The sequence below is a fragment of the Bradyrhizobium sp. CCBAU 11386 genome (genome assembly GCF_028128955.1).
Taxonomy (GTDB): domain Bacteria; phylum Pseudomonadota; class Alphaproteobacteria; order Rhizobiales; family Xanthobacteraceae; genus Bradyrhizobium.
This window is the reverse complement of record NZ_LBKA01000237.1, coordinates 47,034-68,436: the sequence shown is the minus strand read 5'-3', so window position 1 is coordinate 68,436 and position 21,403 is coordinate 47,034. Positions and strand designations below refer to the sequence as shown.

The window sequence follows — 21,403 nt, the reverse complement described above, 5'->3', positions numbered from 1 at the left end:
GACGGACACTGAGATCCCGACTGTTTCCGAGAAGGCATAACCATTGAAATCCAGGACATCCGGGACGGCGTGGCGGCATGCCAATATTGGCCGCCTGCTCAACAACGCGGTGCGACGCTTCGAAGGCCGCGTGCTCGAATTGATGAGCGAGCGGGGGCATGACGAAACGCGCATCGCCCATGTCAGCCTCACCCGCAATCTCGACGTGGAGGGGACGCGGCTCACGGAGCTCGCCCGCCGCGCGTCGATGAGCAAGCAGGCGATGGGCGAGCTGGTCGATCAATGCGCCGAGCTCGGATTGGTGGACCGCATCGCCGATCCGACCGACCGGCGCGCGCGCATCGTCCTGTTCACGCCGGCCGGGCGCAAATGGCTCGACGCGTTTCGGGACGCCGTCGACATCGCCGAGCAGGAGATGCGCGCCGAGCTCGGCAAGGCGACGATGGACGCGATCCTGAAGGGACTGGCGGTCTATGGCGCGCAGTTCGACACGCTCGAAGATGTCGAATAGTCAGGCTACTTGACGATCTCGTCAGGCAACCTTACCATGCAAGATAATGCTGGTAGGGAGAAGCGTCTTGGAAACACGTCTGACGGCCGCGGTGCTCATCGTGGGCGGGGGGCCCTGCGGGTTGATGCTGGCCAATGAGCTCGGCCGCCGCGGCGTGTCCGCGATCCTGGTCGATGAAAAGCCGGGCACGGCATTCAATCCGCAAGCCAATGCGACGCAGGCGCGCTCGATGGAGCATTATCGCCGGCTGGGTTTTGCCGACGAGATCAGGCGCGAAGGCCTGCCTGCCGATTATCCGACCGACGTCGCGTATTTCACCCGCTACACCGGTTATGAGCTGGCGCGGTTTGCATTGCCGTCGTCGTCGCGCGCGAGCGAGCTCGTCAAGGGTCTGTCCGGCTCCTGGAGCGCGGCGGAGCTGCCGCATCGGGTCTCGCAGAAATATGTCGAGGCGGTGCTGCGCCGGCACGCCGAGCGGCTCCCCGGAACTCAGCTCAACTACGGTCATCGTCTCATCAGCTACACCGAGAGCGACGACGGCATCGTCGGCGAGATCGAATGCCTCGATGATGGCAGCCGCTTTCAGGTCCAGGCCGGATTCCTGGTCGGGGCCGACGGGCCGCGCTCGCAAGTCCGGCAATCGCTCGGCATCGTCTACGGCGGCGAAACCGGGACGCAGCGCGACTTCATGGGCGGCCGCATGCTGGCGGTCTATCTCCGTTCACCGGAGTTCTACGCCAGCATCCCGCATGCCAGGGCGTGGATGTACAATTGCTTCAACGGCGATCGCCGCGCCTTCATGGCCTCCGTGAACGGACGCGACGAGTTCGCGTTTCACACGCAGCTCCGGCCCGGCGAAGACGAGAGCGCGATCACGGTCAACGAGGCCAAGGCGGCATTCCAGCGTGCCTGCGGCGCGCCGATCGCATGCGAGGTGCTGTCGTTCCTGACTTGGACCGCCGGCCACGCGCTGGTCGCGAATGCCATGCAGCGGGGCAGGGTCTTCCTTGGCGGCGATGCGGCGCATCTGTTCACGCCGACCGGAGGCCTCGGCTACAACACCGCGATCGAGGATGCGGTCAATCTCGGCTGGAAGCTCGCAAGCGTCGTCAAGGGCGCGAGCCCGGCCGCGCTGCTCGACAGCTACGAGGTCGAGCGGCGTCCGGTGGCGCTCCGCAACACCGACTATGCGCGCCGCTTCGCCGACTCCCTGGGCCTGTTCGCGCCTGCGCCGGAGATCGAGGACGCCACGGACACGGGCGGCGAGGCGCGGCGGATGGCGGGCGTCTATCTCGAGCAGCACGCCCGCGCCGAGTTCAACATCCCCGGCGTCACCTTCGGCGGACGTTACGACGGCTCGCCGATCATCGTCTCCGATGGCAGCCAGCCGCCGCCGGATGCCGCGAATGTCTACGTTCCGAGCGCCTGCCCCGGCGGCCGCGCACCGCATGCGTGGCTGGAGGACGGCGTGTCCTTGTACGACCTGTTCGGATTCGAGTGGACGCTGCTCCAGTTCGGCGACGTCACGTCCGACCACGCTCCGCTCGGCGAGACGGCCCGCGCGCTCGGCGTCGACGTCAAACTCGTCACGCTGCCGAAGTCGCTGCGCGATCTCTACGAGGCCGACCTCGCTCTGATCCGTCCGGACCAGATCGTGGCCTGGCGCGGCAGCGCGTCACAGGCCGGGGCGATCGGACGCGTCCTTGCCCGCGCGCTCGGGCGCGGCGCGAGTGACGACGCACGGCTGGCAAGCTGATCTGTTCCCGCGGCCACATCCAATCCGTGGCCGCACGGCAACGACAGCAAACGCAATAACAACAAGCAATGACAACGGAGGAGGAAATCGTGACGACAGGAGCATTCGAGGACTACGACGAACATGCCGTCACCGCTGCCGCGCAGACGGCGAGCGGCCGCCGGCGCATTCTGATCGCCGGCACTATCGGCACGGCGATCGAATGGTACGACTTCTTCATCTACGGCCTGATCGCGCCGCTGGTGTTCGATCAGTTATTCTTCCCGAAATTCGATCAGCTGACGGCGACCATCGCCGTCTTCGCGACGTTCGCCGTCGGATTTCTGGCGCGTCCGCTCGGCGGGATCGTGTTCGGACATTTCGGTGATCGCCTGGGCCGCAAATCCGTCCTGTTGTGCACGCTGCTGATGATGGGACTTGCGACCATGTCGATCGGACTGTTGCCGACCTACGCCAGCGCGGGCGTGGCCGCGACCATCGCGCTCGTCGTGCTGCGCTTCCTCCAGGGCTTTGCGCTCGGCGGTGAATCGACCGCGGCGATCCTCATGGCAATCGAGACGGCGCCCGGCAACCGGCGCGGCTTCTCTGCCGCGGTGATTCAGGCCGCGGGGCCCGTCGGCGTCGTGCTGGCCTCGTTCGCGGCGCTCACGATCTCCCGGCTGCCGGAGGCCGATCTGCTGTCGTGGGGCTGGCGCGTTCCGTTCCTGATCAGCGCGGTGCTCGTCGCGCTCGGCGTCTACATGCGCCTGCGCATCGAGGAGAGCGCAACCTTCCGCGAGGCGAGGCCGGCTGAAGCCGTCCCGGTTGTCGAGGCGGTAAAGGGACATTGGCGGCCGATCCTCATCGTGTTCTTCGCCGAGATGGCGCAGACGTCCTACTTCTATTTGACGGCCATCTTCACCATCTCGTTTGCAACGCGCCAGCTTGGCGTCCAGAAGGACGTGATCACGCAGGCCGTGCTGTTCGCCAATCTCGTCGGGCTCGTGGCCATGCCGCTGATCGGCGCCTGGTCCGACCGGATTGGACGCAAGCGCCTGTTCCTGGCCGGCGTTGTGCTTGCAACCATCTCGATGTTTGCGTTCTACGGTGCGATCGCGAGCCGTGACACGCTGCTGGTGACCGGCGCGGTGATATTGGCCGCGGGCGTGATCCATCCCCTGATGTTCGGCACCGAAGGAAGTTATTTCCCGGAGCTGTTTCCGACCCGCATCCGCTTCACCGGCGTGTCGATCGGAAAGCAGCTCGGCACGGTGCTCGGCGGCGGTATCGCCCCGCTCGTCGCCACCAGCCTGTTCGCGCAGACGGGCTCCACCTACGCGATCACAGGATATTACGTCGCGCTCGCGCTCGCGGCGATGATTGCGCTCGGCTTCGCGCGCGAAACCAGCAAATCGCGGCTGCTCGGCTGAGCCAAGCCACAGACATCAGGGAGGTTCTCATGGACGTCAATCTTCTCATCAGCGGGCAGGACCAGGCCGCTTCGACCGGCAAGGTATTCGAGCGGCGCAATCCGCTCTCGCAGGAGGTCGCGAGCCGCGCGGCCGCCGCGACGGTCTCCGATGCTGACTCTGCGGTGGCGGCGGCGTCCGCCGCGCTTGCCGCGTGGTCGGCGCTCGGCCCGAACGCGCGGCGCGCTCTGCTCTTGAAGGCCGCCGATGCGCTCGAGGCCAAGCGCGATGCCTTCATCCGGATCATGATGGCCGAGATCGGCACCACCGAAGTCTGGTCCGCCTTCAACGTCAGGCTCGCAACCGGCATGCTGCGCGAAGCGGCGTCGCTGACCACGCAGGTCGCGGGCGAAGTGATCCCGTCCGACAAGCCGGGATGCCTCGCGATGGCCGTTCGCCAGCCGGCCGGCGTGTGCCTTGGCATTGCGCCCTGGAACGCCCCGATCATTCTCGGGGTTCGCGCGGTGGCGACGCCGCTCGCCTGCGGCAACACGGTGGTGCTCAAGGCCTCCGAGATCTGCCCCGGTACGCACCGGCTGATCGGAGAGGTGTTCAGGGACGCGGGATTTCCGCCCGGTGTCGTGAACGTATTGACCAATGCGCCGGCCGATGCGCCGGCGGTGGTGGAACGTCTCATCGCCAATCCGGCGGTGAGGCGGATCAACTTCACGGGATCGACCCGCGTCGGCCGCGTCATCGCCGAACTCGCCGGCCGCCACCTCAAGCCGGTGCTGCTTGAGCTCGGTGGCAAGGCGCCTCTGGTCGTGCTCGACGATGCCGACCTCGATGCCGCGGTCGCAGCCGTGGCGTTCGGGGCCTTCATCAACCAGGGCCAGGTCTGCATGTCGACGGAGCGTGTGATCGTCGATGAGAGCGTGGCCGATCAGTTCGTCGCGAAGCTTGCCAAAAAGGCTGGTGCGCTTCCGGCCGGCGACCCGCGCTCCGGTCCGGTGGTCATCGGCTCGATGATCGACGAGGCGCCGGCCAGGCACGTCGTTGCGCTGATCGATGACGCGATCGGCAAGGGCGCCGTCAAGCTTGCGGGCGGAGAGCGGGCCGGAACGGTCGTGCCGGCGACCGTGCTCGACCGCGTCGTCCCGGGCATGCGCATCTACACCGAGGAGAGTTTTGGTCCCGTCGTCTCGGTGATCCGCGCGCGCGGCGTGGATGATGCGGTCCGGCTCGCCAACGATACCGAGTATGGCCTTTCGGCCGCCGTGTTCGGCCGCGACGTCGCGCGGGCACTGACGGTGGCGCAGCGCATCGAAAGCGGCATTTGCCACGTCAACGGACCGACCGTGCATGACGAGGCGCAGATGCCGTTCGGCGGTGTGAAGGGATCGGGCTATGGCCGCTTCGGCGGCCAGGCCGGGATCGCCGAATTCACCGATCTGCGCTGGATCACCATCGAGACCCAGCCTCAGCACTATCCCTTCTGATCAGGTCACGACACGGCGAAGCATGCCAGGAAATCAGCCCATGAATTCAAAAGTCCTGACGGTCCGGGAAGCAACCCTCGGCGTGCTTCGGTCCTTCGGTGTCGATCGCGTCTTCGGCAATCCGGGCTCGACCGAGCTTGCCTTTCTCGGCGATTGGCCTGACGACATCGACTATGTGCTCGGCTTGCAGGAAGGCTGCGTCGTCGGCATGGCCGATGGCTATGCGCAGGCGACGGGGCGACCAGCCTTCGTCAACCTGCACTCGGCGGCCGGGCTCGGCCATGCCCTCGGCAATCTCTTCACCGCGTTCCGCAACAAGACGCCGATGGTCGTCACGGCGGGCCAGCAGGCGCGCAGCCTGCTGCGGATGCGGCCCTATCTTTTCGCGGAGGATGCCGAGCAGTTTCCGAAGCCCTATGTGAAGTGGAGCTCGGAACCTGCGCGGGCGGAGGATGTGCCCGCAGCCATTGCGCAGGCCTTCCTCACCGCCATGCAGCATCCGCGCGGCCCGACATTCGTGTCGGTGCCGTCGGACGATTGGGCGCGGCCGGCCGTCGCGCCGCCGGTGCGCCACATCGCAGCGGAGTTTGCGCCCGATCCGGCGGCGATCGTCCGGCTCGGCGCAGCCATCGCAGCGGCCAGCAAGCCTGCCTTCGTCGTCGGCCCCGAGATCGATCGCAATGGCTGTGTCGATGCGATGGTCGCGGTTGCCGAGAAGGCGAGGGCGGCCGTTTGGGCAAGCCCGATGTCGAGCCGTTCGAGCTTTCCGGAATTGCATCCGCAATTCGCAGGCTTCCTTCCGGCCGCGCCGGGAGGGCTCGCCCGCGCGTTGCGCGGCGCCGATCTGATCGTCGTGGTCGGCGCGCCGGTGTTCACCTTCCACGTCGAAGGACAATGCGAATTGCTCGACGACGGAACGCCGGTCTGGCAGATCACCGACGATCCGGCCGAGGCCGCGGCCGCGGCGGTCGGTGACACCATCATCAGCACGCTCCCGAAAGCGCTCGTCGCGCTTCGGTCCGCGCTGCCCGACATCGCCAAGCGCGAGGTGCCGGCCGCGCGGACGCGGCCTGCCACTCCGGCCGCGCAGGATCCGATTCCTCCGGCCTATGCGTTGAGCCGGCTGTCGGCGCTGATGCCGCGCGATGCGATCGTGGTCGAGGAGGCGCCGTCGCACCGTCCCGCCATCCAGCAGTTCCTGCCGCGGCCGGGCGCGGACAGCTTCTACACCATGGCAAGCGGCGGGCTCGGCTACAGCCTGCCGGCTTCAATCGGCGTGGCGCTGGCGCGGCCGGGCCGTCGTATCGTCGCCCTGATCGGCGACGGGTCGGCGATGTATTGTATCCAGGCGATCTGGACCGCCGCGCAACGCAAGTTGCCGGTCACTTTCGTGATCATGAACAATTCCGGCTACGGCGCGATGCGGGCCTTCAGTCAGCTGATGCAGGCGCATCGTCCGCCCGGGATCGACCTGCCCGGGCTCGACTTCGTTGCACTCGCCAAGGGGCTCGGTTGCCCGGGCCGGCGCATAGCCGACGTCGGCGATCTCGACCGCTGTCTCACCGAAGCATTGGCCTCGAGCGGTCCCGCGCTGGTCGACATCGCCGTGGACGACGCCACGGCGGACCTGTTCAGCCATCCGCGCTAGGCTTGTGGCGCCGGGGCTGATGTGATCTGCCCCAGCCTCTACGCCGCCTTGTCCCGAACCTAGTTCGACGCCAGCGCCGTCCTGGCGACCTCGGCCATCCAGCCGGATGCCACGGGCAAGATCGCGTCGTTAAAATCATAGCGCGGGCCGTGCAGCTCGGCGCCGTCGCGGAGTTCGCCGTTGCCGATCCAGACGAAGGCGCCGGGCCGCTTCTGGAGGTAGAAGGCGAAATCCTCGCCGGCCATGCTGGGCGCGAGGTCGCGGCGAACCGTGGCCTGCACCTTCTCCGCGGCGGCGCGCGCAAGGCTCGCCTCCGCCGGCGTGTTGACCACGACGCCGACGCCCATGACGATCTCGGGCGTGACCTTCACGCCAAAGCTCGTGGCGACGCCGGCGCAGATCTCGCTGATCCGCGCGAGGAGGACATCCTTGACCGCCTCGCGATGAAACCGCATCGTGCCGCGGATGGTCACGCGTCCCGCGATCTGGTTCGGCGCGGTGCCGCCTTCGATCGTGCAGAGCGAGAGCACCGCGGTGTCGAGCGGATCGACGCTGCGCGATACGATCGACTGCAGCGCCACGATGAGATGGCCGGCCGCCATGACCGGATCGCGCGTCAGATGCGGCATGCCGGCGTGCCCGGCATGGCCCTCGATGGTGAGGGTGACGCGCCCGCCCGAGGCCATGACGACGCCGTCATGGACCGCGATGGTGCCGGCTTCGAGCCCCGGCCAGTTGTGGAAGCCGAACACCCGGTCCATCGGAAAGCGCTCGAACAGCCCGGCGCCGACCATTGCGCGCGAGCCGCCATAGCCTTCCTCGGCCGGCTGGAAGATGAAATCGACCGTGCCGCTCCAGCTGGTGTCGGCGGCGAGCAGCGCCGCGGCGCCGAGCAGCGAGGCGGTGTGCCCGTCATGGCCGCAGGCGTGCATCACGCCTGATGTCTTCGAGGCATAGGGCAGGCCGGTATCCTCGGTGATCGGCAGCGCGTCCATGTCGGCGCGCAGGCCGACGCGGCCCTGCGCGTGCCCGCGCGTCAAGGTCGCGACGACGCCGTGGCCGCCGATGCCAGCCTCGAAGGGAATGCCGAGCTCGGTGAGCCTGTCCTGCACGAAGGCCGCGGTCGCCTTCTCCTGGAGGGACAGTTCGGGATGGGCATGCAAATGGCGGCGCCACGCGGTCAGTTTCTGGTGCAGTTCGGGTGTCAAGGTGGGTCTTTCGCAAGGAGGGCCGGCTTGCAGCTAGCATAGCCGAATATCGGGCCGCCGCATCAAGCGCCAGCGAATGCCTCGCGTGCAGCAATGCGCGCCGCCTCTTCCTCGTCATTCCGGGGCGCGCCTCTTGGCGCGAACCCGGAATCCATGGTGCAGCGATCTCTGCGGCCCAATGGATTCCGGGCTCGCGACTTCGTCGCGCCCCGGAATGACAGGCATCACGCCAGCTTCGCCAATCCCTTCCAGTCGAAGCCGACGCCGTGGCCCGGCCGCGTCGGCGCCAGCGCCTTGCCGTCCTCGAGCACCAGGGGATGCTCGATGTACTTGTCCAGCCCGAAGCCGTGCGCTTCCAGATAGGAGCGGTTCGGGCAGGCCGCGAGCAGATGCACGGTAATGTCATGCGCGCCATGGCTGGTGACGGGCAGGTTGAAGGCCTCGGCCAGCCGCGCGATCTTCATGAAGGCGGTGACGCCGCCGCAATTGGTGACGTCAGGCTCGGGATAGGACACCGCGCCCGCGACGATGTAGTTCTTGAACTCCCATAGCGAGCGCAGATTCTCGCCCGCCGCGATCGGCACCCCGCCGGCCTGCATGATGCGGACATGGCCCGCGACGTCGTCGGGAATGATCGGTTCTTCCAGCCAGGTGAGGTCGAACGGAACGAAGGCGCGCGCGGCGCGGATGGCGTCCTCGACCGTCCACTTCATGTTGGCATCCGCCATCAGCGGAAAGCCGTCGCCGAGATGCTTGCGCATGGCCGCGACGCGGGCGACGTCGGATTTGAGATCGGGGCGGCCGACCTTCATCTTGATGGCGCGAAAGCCCTTTGCAAGATTGCCGTCGGTCTGCTTCAGCAGCGCCTCGACCGAGAGATCGAGGTCGATGCCGCCGGCATAGCACGGTACGCGCGCGTCGAAGCCGCCGAGCAGGCGGAACAGCGGCAGGCCTGCGCGCTGCGCCTTCATATCCCACAGTGCGATGTCGAGTGCGGAGAGCGCCAGCACCGCCGGCCCACCGCGGCCGCCATAATGCAGGCCCCACCAGACATGATGCCAGATCGCCTCGGTGTCGTCGGCCTCGCGGCCCTCGACCAGCGGTGGAATCTCGCGCCTGAGGATATCGGCGGTCGCCCCGCCATTGCGCCCGACCGTGTAGGTGTAGCCCACGCCCTCGGCGCCATCGGCATCGCGCACGCGGCAGGTGATCAGCTCGAACGCGGCGATCTCGCCATGCGTGGAGTCGGAGAGCGTGACGGGGAGGGGGATCCGGTAGAATCCGGTCTCGATCGCCGCGATGCGTGCCATGCAGCCTCCCTGCGTTTTCTTTGCAGGCTAGGACGGCGCGCTCCTGCAGGCAACTGCATTTGCGGCAATGCTGGTCCGTCTTCGCGCGTTCGTCGTTCGATCAGAGGGATGGATTGTCCAAATACCAACTTGCCTTGTTCCATGCAGGATCGTCGTCGATGCGATACTCAAATTCTCGCGGATAGTCCTTCGCGTTGAGAACGCCAAGCAAAGTGGCGCTGGCTTTTTCCGGATCGTGGACACGCCAGATAATCTCCCGGCGGGCATCGTGCGTGACCCGGGCCAGGAACAAGGCATTGCCTTCCACTTTGATCCGCGGGTCGAGCTTGTCTTCGAATTAGTAGAGCAGGTCCTGTTCGTGCTGGGAAGGAAGACGATCGTCAACCAATTGGATACAGTCGATCAGCACGGAGAGATGCCAGGGAAATGCGGTCTTGGGTTCGAATTGCTTGAGAGCAGAGTTGATCGTTGCAAATCCCGGCAGGTCCCGCTGGCGAAACCTGATCAGAGCGTGCTGCTCATCCGGAATGAGTTGGTTCATTGGCGATCGCGGCGATGAGTGGTTCGTAGGGTGAGGCAGCATTGTAGATGCGCCAAGCGCGTCCGCAACGCGTAACAAGGCCGCGCGGCGCGGATGATCCCGCTCACCGCTTGGTGGCGTAATAATTGATGCTGATCGAGGCCCGGTGCGGCGGCGTTCGCCACACCGACATCTCAAGCGTGTCGCCGCTGCCGGTACCGACATGCCAGCTCGCCAGACGATGATTGTCGTCGTTGGACGGCTTGTCGGTCCGCTCGCGGGCCTTCAATGATGTTTCGATCAGCCCGGGCAGCGCGTCGGCCGAGACGCCGACGGCCGACACCGTGCAGGTCACGCTTGGACCATCGTCAGGTCCCGCGAAATAGGCCGTCATGCTGCCGAGCCTCTCGCCCCGCCTGATCAGCTTCGCCGAGTAGAGAATATCAATTTTAGGCTCACGTTCCATCTCGGCCGTGATCGGGCCGCCGTCACTGACAAAACCCAGCCCCCCTGCGATGCGCTCAACCTGGCTCGGCCTGGCCGGCTTGGGCGCGCAGATCTTTGCGAAGAGATCAACCAGCAAGGCGCTGTTGTCCTCTTCCGCGCCAGCCGCGCTCGCAAGCGCCAGCAGCGCAAATCCTGCGAGCGCGAACCGAACCACGCGCCTCACCGCATCGTCGCAAGCTGCAAGGCCAGCGCGCAGGCGCGGTCGTATTCGTCGAGATTGATCCATTCGTCGACCGTGTGCGCCTCGTTCTGGCCGGCGCCGAAGGTCACGGTCGGAACGCCGTGGCGGACCATCCAGTTCGCATCCAGCCCGCCATTGGCGGCGCGCACGTTCGGGGTTCCGCCCACGGCAGACACCGCCTCGACCGCGCGTTTGACGACCGGCAGGTTCTCCTTCATCCGGAACGGATAATAGTCGGTCTCGGCCTTGAACTTGACCTTGCCGGACTTGCCTTGCGCGTTCGTGACCTTCTTGGCCGCCTTCTCGAACGCGGCCTTGTAGGCTTTGGTGATCTCCTTGAAGAATTTTCCGTCGTGGCTGCGGCTTTCACCGCGCACATGCACGTAGTCGGTGACGACGTTGGTGGCATCGCCCGCCGGGCGGCCCTCGCCGCCGGTGACGGGGCCGACATTGCTGGTGCCTTGCTGCTTGCCCTTCACCACCTTGCCGAACCAGCCGCCGGCCTTCACGTCCGCGAGCGCGAGCGCCATGATCATGGTCGAGGAGATGCCGCGCTCGGGCGCGACGCCGGCATGCGAGGCGCGGCCGAAGATCTCGACGGTCCAGCGGTCGGCCCCGACCGCGCCGATGATCACGTTGGAGGCCGAGCCGCCGTCATAGTTGAACGCCATCACCGGCGAGCCGAGCTCGTCGAGCTTGACGTGGTGTGCGCCATAGAGCCCGCTCTCCTCGCGCACGCAGAACAAGAGCGTGATCGGCGGATGATCGAGCTTCTGCTTGGCGAGCTCCGCGGCCAGCGTCACCAGCACGCCGCAGCCGCAGCGGTTGTCGCCGCCGAGCGCGGTCTTTGCCTCGTTGACGATCTTGCGGCCCGATTTCTTCGGCTTCGCGCCGGCGCACAGCGGCACGGTGTCCATGTGGGTCATGAACATGATGCGTGGCTGATTGTGCAGCGCGCCGCGGCCGGGCAGGTCGACGATGAGGTTGCCGGTCTCGGTCGGCACCGGAATACGCGTGTTGGCGTCGTCGAGCCGGATCGCCTTCGCCGGCACCCCGCTCTCCTTCAGCGCGGCGCTGAGCTCACGCCCGATCGCCGCCTCCTGTCCGGTGACGCCCTCGACGGAGAGGAAGCGCATGAGGCGATCGGTGGCGGCTTTGGTGTCGACAGGCATGGACTGGAATTCCCTTGATGCAAGTAGCGGCGCAGGCTCGTAGGATGGGTAGAGCGAAGCGAAGCCCATCGACCCGTGTGCGAAGATGATGGGTTTCGCGAAGCGCTCTACCCATCCTACGAACGCGGCGACGTATAAGTCAAAAAGATCAGCACGCCGAACGCCAGCGCCGCCGCCATGAACAGTAGCACCGCCGGCAGCCCCGCGAGCGCCGCCACCGCGCCGGTGACGGACTGCATCAGCGCGGTGCCGAGAAAGAAGGCGAGATTGACGGCAGCGAGTGCCTTGCCCGCGACCTGCGCGTCGACGAGTTGCCTGGACATGCCGAACAGCAGCGGCTGGGCGGAGGTGAAGAGCCCGATGAGCACGAACAGTGCCAGATCGTAGTGCGGTGGCATGACGGTCACGCCGAACAGCCATGCAACGGCAAAGTGCGGGGCTCCCAACGCCATCAGCGCAAGCAGCAGCGCCGCGAATGCGTGGGTGCCGGCGACCAGCTCGCGGCGGCGGCCGAGCCTGCGGTCGATCATGCCGATGAGAAGCGGCCCCACGATCATCGCCAGCGTGAACGCGCCGAGCTGGTTGCCGGCCTCGACCCGCGTTAGTCCCTTGACCTGCATCAGCCACGGCCCGCCCCACAGGCCGCGCAGCACCAGCGAGGTCGCCAGCGACACCAGCGCCAGCGCGATCAGGCCGCGCAGCGGCCGCGACAGGCCGAGCCTGAGCACCTCGATCATCTGCGACATCGGCGAGGAATGGTCCTTGTGCTCGGCCGGCTGGTTCGGCACCAGCGCGAACACTGCGAGCGCCACCACGACGCCGCCAACTGCGGAGACCCAGAACCCGGCACGCCAGCCCCAGGTGTCGACGACGAAGGCGAGCGGACTCGACGACAGCAGCATGCCGATATTGCCGATCGAGAGGATCGCGCCCGACCACAGTCCAAATCGCGCCGCCGACAATTGCTTGGCCGCGAGCGTCATCGGGCACATCAGCATGCCCGAGGTGGCGACGCCGAGCATGAGCTGGCCGACCGCAAAGCTCTCGGGGCCTGTCGCGAAGCCGGACGCGACCGCGCCGAGCACGGTTCCCGCCAGCAGGCCGAGCGACACCGGCCGCACGCCAAACCGGTCCATCGCCGCGCCGACCGGGATCTGCGCGGCGGCAAAGGCAAAATGATAGACCGAGGTCAGGCTCGCCAGCGCCTGCGGCTCGATATGGAAGTCTGCCGCCATCAGGTCGAGGCTGATGGCTGGAATGGTGCGCAGCAATGTCGAGAGCATGTGACCGCAGGCCAGCGCGACCAGCGCGAAGATCAGCACGCGAGTGGCGCTTCCCGCGTCGTCAGTGGCTGCGGTCCCCATGAGTGTCCCGTCCCGAGATGGTTTTGGGTGGGGTACATGATCAAGCGGCCCGTGCCAACCTCGGGAGAGGCAGCCTTAGTGCAAGGCCCGCCAGACAAGATCGCAGATTGCTTCGATGTCGTCGACCTCGCGCTGTTCGACGAGATCGTAGGATGGATAGAGCAAACGAAACCGATCAATCCATTCGTGACGATGATGGGCCTCGCGTAAAGCTCGACCCGTCCTACGGCTCAATCGCAACGATGGGTTTCGCGAAGAGCTCAGCCCATCCTGTGAGCCAAGGAAGCGGTCGCGGCCGTTAGGCCGCCCGCGCAACATCCGCGGGAAGGCGGCTCTCCAACATCGCGATCGAAGCGCGGAGATTGTCCTGGCGTGTTCTCATCGTCTGAGCAAGCATGGGATAGGTGGAACTGCTCGGGTCGGCATTGCCAGCTTTGTCCTCTTCCTCCCGAATATCGGCATCGAGCATCCGGACTCGCCAGTCCAAGTCGGCAATGAGAGCGTGGAGGTGCAAGAAGGTCGCGTCGAAACGGGACGTTGGCTGCATGTGATCGCCTCAATCTGAAACAGACCTCGTCGCGGGTCTGAGGTTTGTGTGCAATCCAGCAAAAGGGATGCCAAGGCGATTGCGCCGGGGCCGGGCAGCTACGTCGTTGGTATCATTTCCCCGGCGTCCTTCTGCCCCTACGCTAGGTCCCATTGGGAATCCGAATTTTTATTGGGGTAGTGTCATGTCGCAGGCGATTGAGTTGATTGTTGACGGCTATACTCGACTGAAGGACCGCCAGTCGCTCGAGGATCTCAGGATGCACCGCCGGCGCCTGGCGGTCGATCTGAAGGCCCGGACGGGCTTTGATTGCCGGTTGTCGATCGCTCAGATCGAACAGGACATCACGACCATTGAGGCGGGCCTGCAAGCGCTTTCAGGGCCTGTTGGCGGATAGGAGCCCCGGCGCCTTCCCTTGCGTGCAGACGCCGAACCGCGCGATCGAGCCCGCGGCGCGGATCGCGGTTGGCTGGGCGCCGCGCCGTTCCTGCAGTCGATTTGAGGGGCACGTCGGGAACTCACCCATGACCATGCCTGCTCTTGGCGCGCCGCATCTCGGCGCGCCGCCGTGCATGCGGCAGCGGATCTTGCCGCGCCGGGGACGCGGTACCCGGTGCCATGTCGCGTCGCGACCTCGCCGTGCCGCCTGACACCTTCACAGGTTCTTCCGTGACGAAGACCGCGTTCTGCCCGTTGTCCGGTGCTACCGCCGTGACGTCAGGCACGTTGTCCATCAAAACGAGTCTGACGCCGCGGTCTGAGACTGAACCAGACCGGCCGTCAGAACGTTGTTCCCGGCAAGATGTGGTATCATAGGGACTTGGATGCAGCTGGCGGCGGCAATGTCTTCCACCGAGAGTACAGGCAAGACGACCAGTGACGCGGCCCGCCGAGAGCGGAGGAGGGGCAATTCCTTACTGTTGGCTCTCGCCGTTGGATTTCTTGTCTTTGGTGCGGCCGCGGGTGCACTCTACTACGCATTGCGGCCGGAAGTTCTCCGGATCGCCGTTGGACCGCCCGGCAGCGACGATTACAAAGTCATCGAGGCAATGGCCGATGCCTTCAGGAGCGAAAGTCGAACCGTCAGGCTGTCTCCGATCAAAACTAACGGGGCGGTGGAGTCTCTCGCCCTGCTTGGGGCTGGCAAGGCGGACCTTGCCGTCGGCCGCGGTGATCTGGACATGCCCGCCGAGGCGCAAACCGTCGCCGTCGTGCGTAAGAACTTTGTTGTGCTGTGGGCACCCTCCGCGCCTGCGGGCAAGGGCTCGAAAGGAAAGCGGTCGCCGAAAATCAAGGAGGTCGCCGATCTCGCGGGGCACCGTGTCGGCGTGATTGGGCGGACCCCCGTGAATGCCGCGTTGCTGCGGGTCATCCTGAGCGCCTCCGGCGTGGACGCCGAGAAGGTCGCGGTGACGCACTTTGGCACTGAACAGATCGGGGAGCTGGCGCGCGATCTCACCCTCGATGCGTTCATGGCAGTCGGGCCACTCGACAGCAAAATCACATCCGACGCCGTTGCTGCTACGGCGCGGGCCCGCGGCGAACCGAAGTTTCTCGCCATCGAGACGTCGGAAGCGATCGCCTTGAGGCATCCCCGGTATGAATCGGAGGAAATTCCGCCCAGCGTCTTCAATGGGGATCCGGCTTGGCCGGGTGACAAGGTCGAGACGCTCAGCGTCAGCCACCTCATCGTGGCAAGAAAGAGCATGTCCGAAACCACGGTAGCCGCGTTTTTCCGGCAGCTCTTTGCCGTCCGTCAGGCGATTGCGAGGCAGGTACCTGGCGCTGCACACATCACCAAGCCGGACCTTGAGAAGGACACCGAGCTGCCGGTACATCGGGGAGCGGCGGCCGTCATCGACGGCAACGAACGCACCTTTCTCGACCGGTACGGCGATTTGTTCTGGTTCGGGCTCCTGCTTCTCTCCGGGATCGGCTCGGCCGTCGCCTGGTTGCGCCGCTACTTGAACCGCGACGAAAGGGAGGACAACACCAGCCATCGCAAGAGAATCCTGGCCATGGTCGCGAGCGCGCGTACCGCGGAATCCAACCAGGAACTGCTGACCTTGCAGCATGAGGCGGACGCCATCATCGCTGAAACGCTCGAGTGCTACGATGACGGCGCTATCGAGGAAGAGGAACTCGCCGCGTTTGGGCTGGTGCTCGACCTCTTGAGCAATGCCATTGCCGAGAGGCGAGCCGCGTTGCAACGTACCAGCTTCGAAACCGTTCGAGGCGCGGCAACAGGCTCTACGCTGCGAGGATAGTTGCGGCCATTTGAACCGGCCGTTGCGGATTCCTCAGCGCCTGCGCCGCCGTGGCTGGACCTCCGGTTTCGTCGAAGGTTGCACCGCCGGCGCGCATCCACAGGCTGACGGCGATGGCCGCCATCATATCCTCTCGACGCAACGGCGTTGTGGATGTTCATTCGGGCTCTCCAGTGAGTGCTGAAGCTTGGTAACTCCGGTCCCCTCAGTCTGGTCCGAATGGACAACCTCCTGATAGCTCACATCTCGTCGCCGCCAGCGACGCGCTCGATGCCGTACTTCGGCGCCGCCGTCGCCATGCGGGCGATTTCGGCCGCATCGACCGAGGGCGCGGGCCCGTCGTTAGTTGCGGGCTGACCGGACTCGCGGAAGAAGCCCTCGATCCCACCCGGCGTGAAGCCCAAGAGAATCCGGCTCGGGGTCGCCGCGGTGTTACGGAAGTGGTGCGGCGTACCGCGCGGCCCGAACGCGAACCCGCCGGGCCCGACGTCGTACACCCTGTCGCCGATGTGGATTTCGAAGGTCCCGTCGAGCACATACCAGAACTCGTCCTCACGGGTGTGGACGTGCGGCGGGGGCCCGCCGCCGGGAGCGGTCAGGCATTCAACAACCGTATAGCTTTTGCCGGTGCTTGCAGCGGTCGCCTTGAGCGTCAACGTATCGGCGACGAACCAAATGCGCTCGCCTTCGCCTGCGGGCATGGCAAAGCCATTGGTGAGGATTTTGTCAGTGTTGTTCACGGCGCGAATCCTGCTCTCTCATGTAATGGGAAATTTGAGTCTCGTTCCGACCCAACGTTTACCTGCTTCACGCCATCGATGCCTTGGGCGGGAATTGCGCTTGGGCCCAAGTCGACAGCTTGCTCGGTTGTTTGCCAGCGATCTTGTTTGCGAGTGCAATTTCGTCCTGCGCATTCTTGCCCAGGTAGGTGTGCGCTTCGAAGTAACCAAGCATGTCTGCCACCTCGGCGGCTCCAGGGAAGAAGGTGGCGAAAACCTCCTTGGGGACTTGCTTGAATGACAATTGACGTCCCTGTCGATTCAGCGTGTCGATGATTTCGTTGAAGCTCATGAAATCGCCGACGAGGGGCAAATACTCGCCATGGCCTGCCTGTTGCGGCTGTGCGAATGCTCCGGCAACGATGGCGCCGAGTTCGCGAATGTCGCCCATGTGGATGCAACGGACAGTCGGATCGAGCGGAAGAACCCAGCCCAAAGTTCCGTCTTCCTGCTCTTGCGGAGCTAGGATGCCGGCAAGGTTCTGATAGAAAAAAGGTGCGATGACAAACGTATGATACGCAAACCCGGCTTCCTTCACGATCCGATCGATCCTGGCCTTGCCGGTAAAGTGGTGAACGTGGAACTTGCCGCCGCTAACGGCTTCCGCATCCGGCAGCGTTGACCAAACCAAGTGTTTGACACCGGCCTCCTTGGCAGCGCGCACCGCTGTAGTTGCCTGCTTCAGTTCATCGGCACCTTCTTCCCAAAAATTGGTAACCAGAAAAATGCCGTGCGCTCCGTCAAATGCGGCCTTTAGGGTTTCCGGGCGGTCCAGATCGGCTTCGACGACTTCATCGGCGAGTTCGCGATGCTCTCCTGGGCTGCGAGTGAGAGCGCGTACCTTGAATTGGCCGCCGACCTGCAGGGCACGTACCACAGCCTCCCTGTTGTCCCGTTGCGCCGATCACCGCGATCAGTTTTCTATCGTTGGATGACATGCTTGGTCCCTTTCATTTTCACTGCCCCGGTATCCAAAAGTCTGGGACGCCGTCGCAGGCAACACGGGATACCTGGCGTGATCCCAGCCCGATCCGGAGAAGCTAAGGGCTTCTTTTTGTCCAAAAAAGTCCCTATAATCTGATGGTTCTTTTCAGGTAATTTGAAATGAAGAGCGCGGCCACCCCCAGTATCGATCAGCTTCTGGTGCTGCTTGTTGTGGCCGAAGCGGGAAGTTTTTCCGCCGCCGCCAAGCGATTGGGGCGCGCCACGTCGGCCATCAGCTACGCCATCGACACGCTGGAAGCGCAACTCGGTCTGTCTCTGTTCGATCGCGGAACGACCCGTAAGCCGAAGCTCACGCAACAGGGCGAAGCCATCGTGTCTGAAGCGAGGGCAGTTGCCCATAGCGTGGAGACATTACGCGCGCGCGTCCGGGGATTTCTTGATGGACTCGAGCCCGAAGTATCGCTCGTGGTGGACAGCATGTTGCCGAGCGATCGATTGACAGCACTGCTGCGTGAATTTCACGGTCAATTCCCTTCGGTACCGGTTCGCCTGCTGGTGCAGACCCTTGGCGGGGTCGAGCGTGTGATCCGAAACGGCCATGCTCGCATCGGCGTGGGAAGCCAGTTGCACATGGACATGACGGGGTTTCGCCGCATCGACATCAAAGGCGTCCGGGTCATTCCCGTGGCGGCGCCCGATCATCCGCTGGCCAAGGCGAGCACGGTTGCTCCACTGCAGGCTCGTGATTTCGTCCAGCTTGTTCTTGCGGAGCGATCCGCGGCGGAGAGCAGGGATTTTGGGGTCGTCAGCCTCAACACATGGCGCGTCGGCGATCAAGCAGCGAGGCACAAGCTTCTTCTCGCAGGACTCGGATGGGGCGGAATGCCGGAACCGGTCGTCCGGGCCGATATCGAGTCAGGAAGGCTCGTGCGGTTGAACCTTCCTGACTGGCGCGGCGCAGAACATATCATGCAGGCCATACACAAGACCGATACTCCCCCGGGCCCGGCAGGGCGGTGGCTGATCGAGCGATTGGTAACGCTATCTGACGAGGTCGAGGCGACTGTTCAGGAAACTACAAAGCCCATCAAACGCAGAGGGCACCGTCAGCCGCAGAGAAGAGTGCCCGCGCGCAAACGAAGGAGTTGAAGTCTGGACCAGTCCAGGATCCAGGACGTCCTCCATCAAGTCGAGGCGTTGAGTCGTTGCCATAGGACCTTGCGGTTCGACCTTGGAAAGCGTGGCGCTGTCGCCCGCGTCTTTCCCGGGCAGGTCGACTCGACAATGATGATCCAGTTCCTCCGGCGTCAGCTTGACTTCATCTCGACCAACAGCTTTCGCGTCTCGCCCAGCAACGCCTGGATCGCCCGTCGCTCCGCGATGTCGTCCGGTGTGAAGGCGCCGTGCGTGCGCGCATTCTGATTTCCCCTCGGCGCACCGGTCCTCAGCGCCCCGCCATGCATGCGGCAGCGCGCCTTGCCGTGTGCGGCTGGTGCGCGGCAGGCATCACCATCGCGGGTTCGGGCGCCGCAGCGGGGACTGGTCCGCATCGGGACGGTGTTGCGGGTGTGGCCGCCGGTCATGGGTTGGCGCCTTGGGTTGCCTCGCGCGGGCTCGCGTCCGCAACAATCATGCTCGCGTGCTGCGTGACGTTGCCAACGATCGCACGTCCTCCGTCCTGAACGGACAGGTTCCGCACCGTGATCGCGCGCTCGTCGCTGTTGCGGTGGCGGCTCAGGGCTTCGACCTGCGCGGCGAAGGTGCGGGTCAGCCGGGTCAATGCGCGTGTGACGCTCTCCTGCTGCGGAAGGTTGTCCGTACAGGCGAGGCGACAGGCGCAGCGCATCGCCGCCACGTGAACGGAAATCATCTGGGACACCAGCATGGCCTCGATGGAATCCTTCGGTGCGATGCTCCTGATCATCGAGACCATGAAGGCGAGATTGGCTTCGTCGGGCTTCTGCCCGATCGCGCTGGCTTTGACCAATTGCCTCAGCATGCCGTGCAGCGCGTCGCGGTCGGCGGCACCGAGCGCTTCGGCCAGCAGCCGCTCGCCGGCTTGCGGGTCCGGATGGCTGATCGCAATGCGGCGCTTGTAGAGTCTTATCCGCGGGCTCGCGGCGGGGCCGCCGCGATCGTTTGTCGCAAGCGGCGAGGTGATGCGGCGGTTCGGTGCTGTCGTCATGTGCTGTGTCCTTTGCCGGCGCAGGCGCGCGCGAACGACCGTTCGCTGCTGCGCGCGGATGCGAATTTTCAGATGTCGATGAAGGGCTTACGCGCAACCACGTCGGAGCGGCCCTGGTCAGGCCGGCCGTCACGTTCACGATTGTTGCGATGATGGCATTCTGCCGGTGTTTTGCCCGACGAGTCAAACGGCATTGCGAAGCGCGCAAGTCCTTGTTCTCTCAAGCGCCGGCTACTGTGCATGGGGTTGTTTTCGCACTTTTTATTTTGAGCCGGCCCGCACGTGCCGTGCGACGGAATTGACGTGCGTGGAAACGCGATTGCGGAATCCCGTGCGGCCGCTCATCATGATCCCGAACGCGCCGTACCAACAAACATGCACAAGCGGCGCCGAGGTCTGGGGAGAGAACCAATGCAACGAACGGCTCGCCTGCTGGCAGTCATCGCCGGATTGTGCGCCTGCGCGCTGTCAACAGAGGCGCTCGCGCAAAAATATCCGACGCGGCCGGTCAAGATCATGGTCGGCTTCAGCGCGGGCGGGCCGGTCGATGTCGTCGCGCGCATCGTCGGCGATCGGCTGAGCAACAAGCTCGGGCAGCCCTTTGTGGTCGAGAACCGCGCCGGCGCCAACGGCATGATCGCCGCCGAAGGCGTGGCGCGTGCGGATGCCGACGGCTACACGATGCTGGCTTGCAACTCGTCCACCATCACGCTCAACAAGACGCTGTTCAAGGACATCCGCTACGACCCGATAAGCGACTTCGCGCCGCTGACGACCGTGGTGTCGGCGCCGCTGGTGCTGGTGGTCAATCCGGAGAATCCCAGGACCGCCGACATCAAGACCGTGGCCGATCTCGTCGCCGCGGCGAAGGCCAGGCCAGGCGAGCTTGCCTACGGTTCGGGCGGCAACGGCAACCTCGCCCATCTCGCCATGGAGCTGCTCGGCCAGAAGGCCGGCATCAAGATGATCCACGTGCCGTATCGCGGCGGTGCCGCCTCCGAGGTCGGCATCCTCGCGCAGGAGGTGCTGGCGGTGTTCGATCCGCTCTCCGCCGTACCGCTGGTAAAAGCCGGCAAGCTGCGCGCGCTCGCGGTGTCCTCCGCCGAGCGGCTGCCGTCGCTGCCTGACGTGCCGACGGTTGCGGAAGCAGGCTATCCCGGCTTCGACCTGTCGTTCTGGGTCGGCTTCTTCATGCCGAAGGCTGTGCCCGCGCCGATCCTGGAGACGCTGCACCGGGAGATCGTCACGGCGGCCAAGGATCCGGCAGTCGCGGAGAAGCTCGGCTCGCAGGGCGTTGTCAGCGTGCTCAGCCCGGCCGAGTACGCCGCGAAGATCGCGAAGGAGACCAAGGAGCTCGCCGAGGTCGTGGTGGCGGCGAACATCAAGGCGGAGTGAGGCGGCCGCTTGGATTTAGGCATCATCGTACGGCTCGCTCCGCTGCACCTCTCCCGCTTGCGGGAGAGGTCGGCGCGCAGCGCCGGGTGAGGGCTTTCTCCTCTTGGGATCGCCGGCAAGAGCCATGTCGTACGCAAGCACGACGTGATCTTCCTGCCGCCCGGCGTCAAGCACGCGATCTCGAATTCGGGCCTGACCGATCTCGTGTTCCTGGTGGTGAC

General features: G+C 65.2%; 21 protein-coding genes and 1 pseudogene. 10 read left to right on the top strand and 12 right to left on the bottom strand.

Translation table 11 applies throughout. The annotated features are described in order from the left end of the window. Nucleotides 1-43: 43 nt before the first annotated feature. From XI09_RS25105 to mdlC, 5 genes are all read left to right on the top strand, one after another. Nucleotides 44-511: a MarR family winged helix-turn-helix transcriptional regulator gene (locus XI09_RS25105; RefSeq protein WP_271569236.1), complete on the top strand. Its 468-nt coding sequence runs from the start codon at nucleotides 44-46 to the stop codon at nucleotides 509-511. Nucleotides 512-557: 46 nt separating this feature from the next. Further along, complete coding sequence (locus tag XI09_RS25100; RefSeq protein ID WP_271569235.1) at nucleotides 558-2,267, top strand: FAD-dependent oxidoreductase; 1,710 nt, start codon at nucleotides 558-560, stop codon at nucleotides 2,265-2,267. A gap of 89 nt (nucleotides 2,268-2,356) precedes the next feature. Beyond that, a complete protein-coding gene (locus tag XI09_RS25095) occupies nucleotides 2,357-3,676 on the top strand; it encodes an MFS transporter (protein WP_271569234.1) in 1,320 nt (439 codons plus the stop codon). A gap of 29 nt (nucleotides 3,677-3,705) precedes the next feature. Then, a complete protein-coding gene (locus XI09_RS25090) occupies nucleotides 3,706-5,154 on the top strand; it encodes an aldehyde dehydrogenase (RefSeq protein ID WP_271569233.1) in 1,449 nt (482 codons plus the stop codon). 40 nt (nucleotides 5,155-5,194) lie between these two features. Continuing rightward, the gene (mdlC, locus tag XI09_RS25085) at nucleotides 5,195-6,802 is read left to right on the top strand and encodes a benzoylformate decarboxylase (protein ID WP_271569232.1); all 1,608 of its coding nucleotides are present in this window, start codon (nucleotides 5,195-5,197) and stop codon (nucleotides 6,800-6,802) included. Nucleotides 6,803-6,861: 59 nt separating this feature from the next. On the opposite strand, the gene XI09_RS25080 is transcribed toward mdlC, so the two are convergent. From XI09_RS25080 to XI09_RS25050, 7 genes and pseudogenes are all read right to left on the bottom strand, one after another. Beyond that, nucleotides 6,862-8,010 carry an amidohydrolase gene (locus XI09_RS25080; protein WP_271569231.1) on the bottom strand — a complete coding sequence of 383 codons (1,149 nt, stop codon included), beginning with the start codon at nucleotides 8,008-8,010 and terminating at the stop codon, nucleotides 6,862-6,864. A gap of 224 nt (nucleotides 8,011-8,234) precedes the next feature. Further along, complete coding sequence (locus XI09_RS25075; protein WP_271569230.1) at nucleotides 8,235-9,320, bottom strand: mandelate racemase/muconate lactonizing enzyme family protein; 1,086 nt, start codon at nucleotides 9,318-9,320, stop codon at nucleotides 8,235-8,237. A gap of 100 nt (nucleotides 9,321-9,420) precedes the next feature. Next, nucleotides 9,421-9,645: pseudogene (locus XI09_RS25070) on the bottom strand (hypothetical protein); the annotation flags it as partial. Nucleotides 9,646-9,657: 12 nt separating this feature from the next. Beyond that, nucleotides 9,658-9,861: a hypothetical protein gene (locus XI09_RS25065; RefSeq protein ID WP_271569229.1), complete on the bottom strand. Its 204-nt coding sequence runs from the start codon at nucleotides 9,859-9,861 to the stop codon at nucleotides 9,658-9,660. 103 nt (nucleotides 9,862-9,964) lie between these two features. Next, a complete protein-coding gene (locus XI09_RS25060; RefSeq protein ID WP_271569228.1) occupies nucleotides 9,965-10,501 on the bottom strand; it encodes a hypothetical protein in 537 nt (178 codons plus the stop codon). 5 nt (nucleotides 10,502-10,506) lie between these two features. Continuing rightward, nucleotides 10,507-11,700 carry a M20/M25/M40 family metallo-hydrolase gene (locus XI09_RS25055; protein WP_271569227.1) on the bottom strand — a complete coding sequence of 398 codons (1,194 nt, stop codon included), beginning with the start codon at nucleotides 11,698-11,700 and terminating at the stop codon, nucleotides 10,507-10,509. A gap of 116 nt (nucleotides 11,701-11,816) precedes the next feature. After that, complete coding sequence (locus XI09_RS25050) at nucleotides 11,817-13,064, bottom strand: MFS transporter (RefSeq protein WP_271569226.1); 1,248 nt, start codon at nucleotides 13,062-13,064, stop codon at nucleotides 11,817-11,819. Nucleotides 13,065-13,100: 36 nt separating this feature from the next. Here XI09_RS25050 and XI09_RS25045 point away from each other — a divergent pair, with 36 nt between their 5' ends. Next, the gene (locus XI09_RS25045; protein ID WP_271569225.1) at nucleotides 13,101-13,274 is read left to right on the top strand and encodes a hypothetical protein; all 174 of its coding nucleotides are present in this window, start codon (nucleotides 13,101-13,103) and stop codon (nucleotides 13,272-13,274) included. Between the two features lie 88 nt (nucleotides 13,275-13,362). Here the strand turns inward: XI09_RS25045 and XI09_RS25040 are convergent, their stop codons facing one another. Beyond that, nucleotides 13,363-13,533 carry a hypothetical protein gene (locus XI09_RS25040; RefSeq protein ID WP_333939132.1) on the bottom strand — a complete coding sequence of 57 codons (171 nt, stop codon included), beginning with the start codon at nucleotides 13,531-13,533 and terminating at the stop codon, nucleotides 13,363-13,365. A gap of 262 nt (nucleotides 13,534-13,795) precedes the next feature. Between XI09_RS25040 and XI09_RS25035 the strand changes: the two genes are divergently transcribed. Together XI09_RS25035 and XI09_RS25030 are read left to right on the top strand one after the other, a co-directional pair. Then, nucleotides 13,796-14,008 (top strand): hypothetical protein, encoded by a 213-nt coding sequence (locus XI09_RS25035; protein ID WP_271569224.1) that lies wholly within the window; start codon nucleotides 13,796-13,798, stop codon nucleotides 14,006-14,008. A 445-nt stretch (nucleotides 14,009-14,453) separates the two neighbouring features. Then, on the top strand, nucleotides 14,454-15,878 hold the full coding sequence (locus XI09_RS25030; RefSeq protein ID WP_271569256.1) for a TAXI family TRAP transporter solute-binding subunit: 1,425 nt from the start codon (nucleotides 14,454-14,456) through the stop codon (nucleotides 15,876-15,878). Between the two features lie 239 nt (nucleotides 15,879-16,117). Here XI09_RS25030 and XI09_RS25025 read toward each other — a convergent pair whose 3' ends face one another. Both XI09_RS25025 and XI09_RS25020 read right to left on the bottom strand, forming a co-directional pair. Next, a complete protein-coding gene (locus tag XI09_RS25025) occupies nucleotides 16,118-16,618 on the bottom strand; it encodes a quercetin 2,3-dioxygenase (protein ID WP_271569223.1) in 501 nt (166 codons plus the stop codon). 67 nt (nucleotides 16,619-16,685) lie between these two features. Beyond that, nucleotides 16,686-17,534 carry an NmrA/HSCARG family protein gene (locus XI09_RS25020; protein WP_271569222.1) on the bottom strand — a complete coding sequence of 283 codons (849 nt, stop codon included), beginning with the start codon at nucleotides 17,532-17,534 and terminating at the stop codon, nucleotides 16,686-16,688. Nucleotides 17,535-17,761: 227 nt separating this feature from the next. On the opposite strand from XI09_RS25020, the gene XI09_RS25015 reads away from it, so the two are divergent. Beyond that, nucleotides 17,762-18,751 carry a LysR family transcriptional regulator gene (locus XI09_RS25015; protein ID WP_271569221.1) on the top strand — a complete coding sequence of 330 codons (990 nt, stop codon included), beginning with the start codon at nucleotides 17,762-17,764 and terminating at the stop codon, nucleotides 18,749-18,751. 158 nt (nucleotides 18,752-18,909) lie between these two features. On the opposite strand, the gene XI09_RS25010 is transcribed toward XI09_RS25015, so the two are convergent. Continuing rightward, the gene (locus XI09_RS25010) at nucleotides 18,910-19,185 is read right to left on the bottom strand and encodes an HGGxSTG domain-containing protein (RefSeq protein WP_271569220.1); all 276 of its coding nucleotides are present in this window, start codon (nucleotides 19,183-19,185) and stop codon (nucleotides 18,910-18,912) included. Then, nucleotides 19,182-19,787: a hypothetical protein gene (locus tag XI09_RS25005; RefSeq protein WP_271569219.1), complete on the bottom strand. Its 606-nt coding sequence runs from the start codon at nucleotides 19,785-19,787 to the stop codon at nucleotides 19,182-19,184. Before XI09_RS25005 ends, XI09_RS25010 begins: the two co-directional genes overlap by 4 nt. 411 nt (nucleotides 19,788-20,198) lie before the next feature. Here XI09_RS25005 and XI09_RS25000 point away from each other — a divergent pair, with 411 nt between their 5' ends. Beyond that, complete coding sequence (locus XI09_RS25000; protein WP_271569218.1) at nucleotides 20,199-21,182, top strand: Bug family tripartite tricarboxylate transporter substrate binding protein; 984 nt, start codon at nucleotides 20,199-20,201, stop codon at nucleotides 21,180-21,182. The last annotated feature ends 221 nt before the right edge of the window (nucleotides 21,183-21,403 follow it).

Excerpts from the sequence above, each read along its gene's own strand:
- XI09_RS25100 (WP_271569235.1), top strand. The coding sequence starts at position 558 with ATGCTGGTAGGGAGAAGCGTCTTGGAAACACGTCTGACGGCCGCGGTG.
- XI09_RS25090 (WP_271569233.1), top strand. The coding sequence starts at position 3,706 with ATGGACGTCAATCTTCTCATCAGCGGGCAGGACCAGGCCGCTTCGACC.
- mdlC (WP_271569232.1), top strand. The coding sequence starts at position 5,195 with ATGAATTCAAAAGTCCTGACGGTCCGGGAAGCAACCCTCGGCGTGCTT.
- XI09_RS25075 (WP_271569230.1), bottom strand. The coding sequence starts at position 9,320 with ATGGCACGCATCGCGGCGATCGAGACCGGATTCTACCGGATCCCCCTC.
- XI09_RS25065 (WP_271569229.1), bottom strand. The coding sequence starts at position 9,861 with ATGAACCAACTCATTCCGGATGAGCAGCACGCTCTGATCAGGTTTCGC.
- XI09_RS25055 (WP_271569227.1), bottom strand. The coding sequence starts at position 11,700 with ATGCCTGTCGACACCAAAGCCGCCACCGATCGCCTCATGCGCTTCCTC.
- XI09_RS25050 (WP_271569226.1), bottom strand. The coding sequence starts at position 13,064 with ATGGGGACCGCAGCCACTGACGACGCGGGAAGCGCCACTCGCGTGCTG.
- XI09_RS25045 (WP_271569225.1), top strand. The coding sequence starts at position 13,101 with ATGATCAAGCGGCCCGTGCCAACCTCGGGAGAGGCAGCCTTAGTGCAA.
- XI09_RS25040 (WP_333939132.1), bottom strand. The coding sequence starts at position 13,533 with ATGCTCGATGCCGATATTCGGGAGGAAGAGGACAAAGCTGGCAATGCC.
- XI09_RS25035 (WP_271569224.1), top strand. The coding sequence starts at position 13,796 with ATGTCGCAGGCGATTGAGTTGATTGTTGACGGCTATACTCGACTGAAG.
- XI09_RS25030 (WP_271569256.1), top strand. The coding sequence starts at position 14,454 with ATGTCTTCCACCGAGAGTACAGGCAAGACGACCAGTGACGCGGCCCGC.
- XI09_RS25015 (WP_271569221.1), top strand. The coding sequence starts at position 17,762 with ATGAAGAGCGCGGCCACCCCCAGTATCGATCAGCTTCTGGTGCTGCTT.
- XI09_RS25010 (WP_271569220.1), bottom strand. The coding sequence starts at position 19,185 with ATGACCGGCGGCCACACCCGCAACACCGTCCCGATGCGGACCAGTCCC.
- XI09_RS25005 (WP_271569219.1), bottom strand. The coding sequence starts at position 19,787 with ATGACGACAGCACCGAACCGCCGCATCACCTCGCCGCTTGCGACAAAC.
- XI09_RS25000 (WP_271569218.1), top strand. The coding sequence starts at position 20,199 with ATGCAACGAACGGCTCGCCTGCTGGCAGTCATCGCCGGATTGTGCGCC.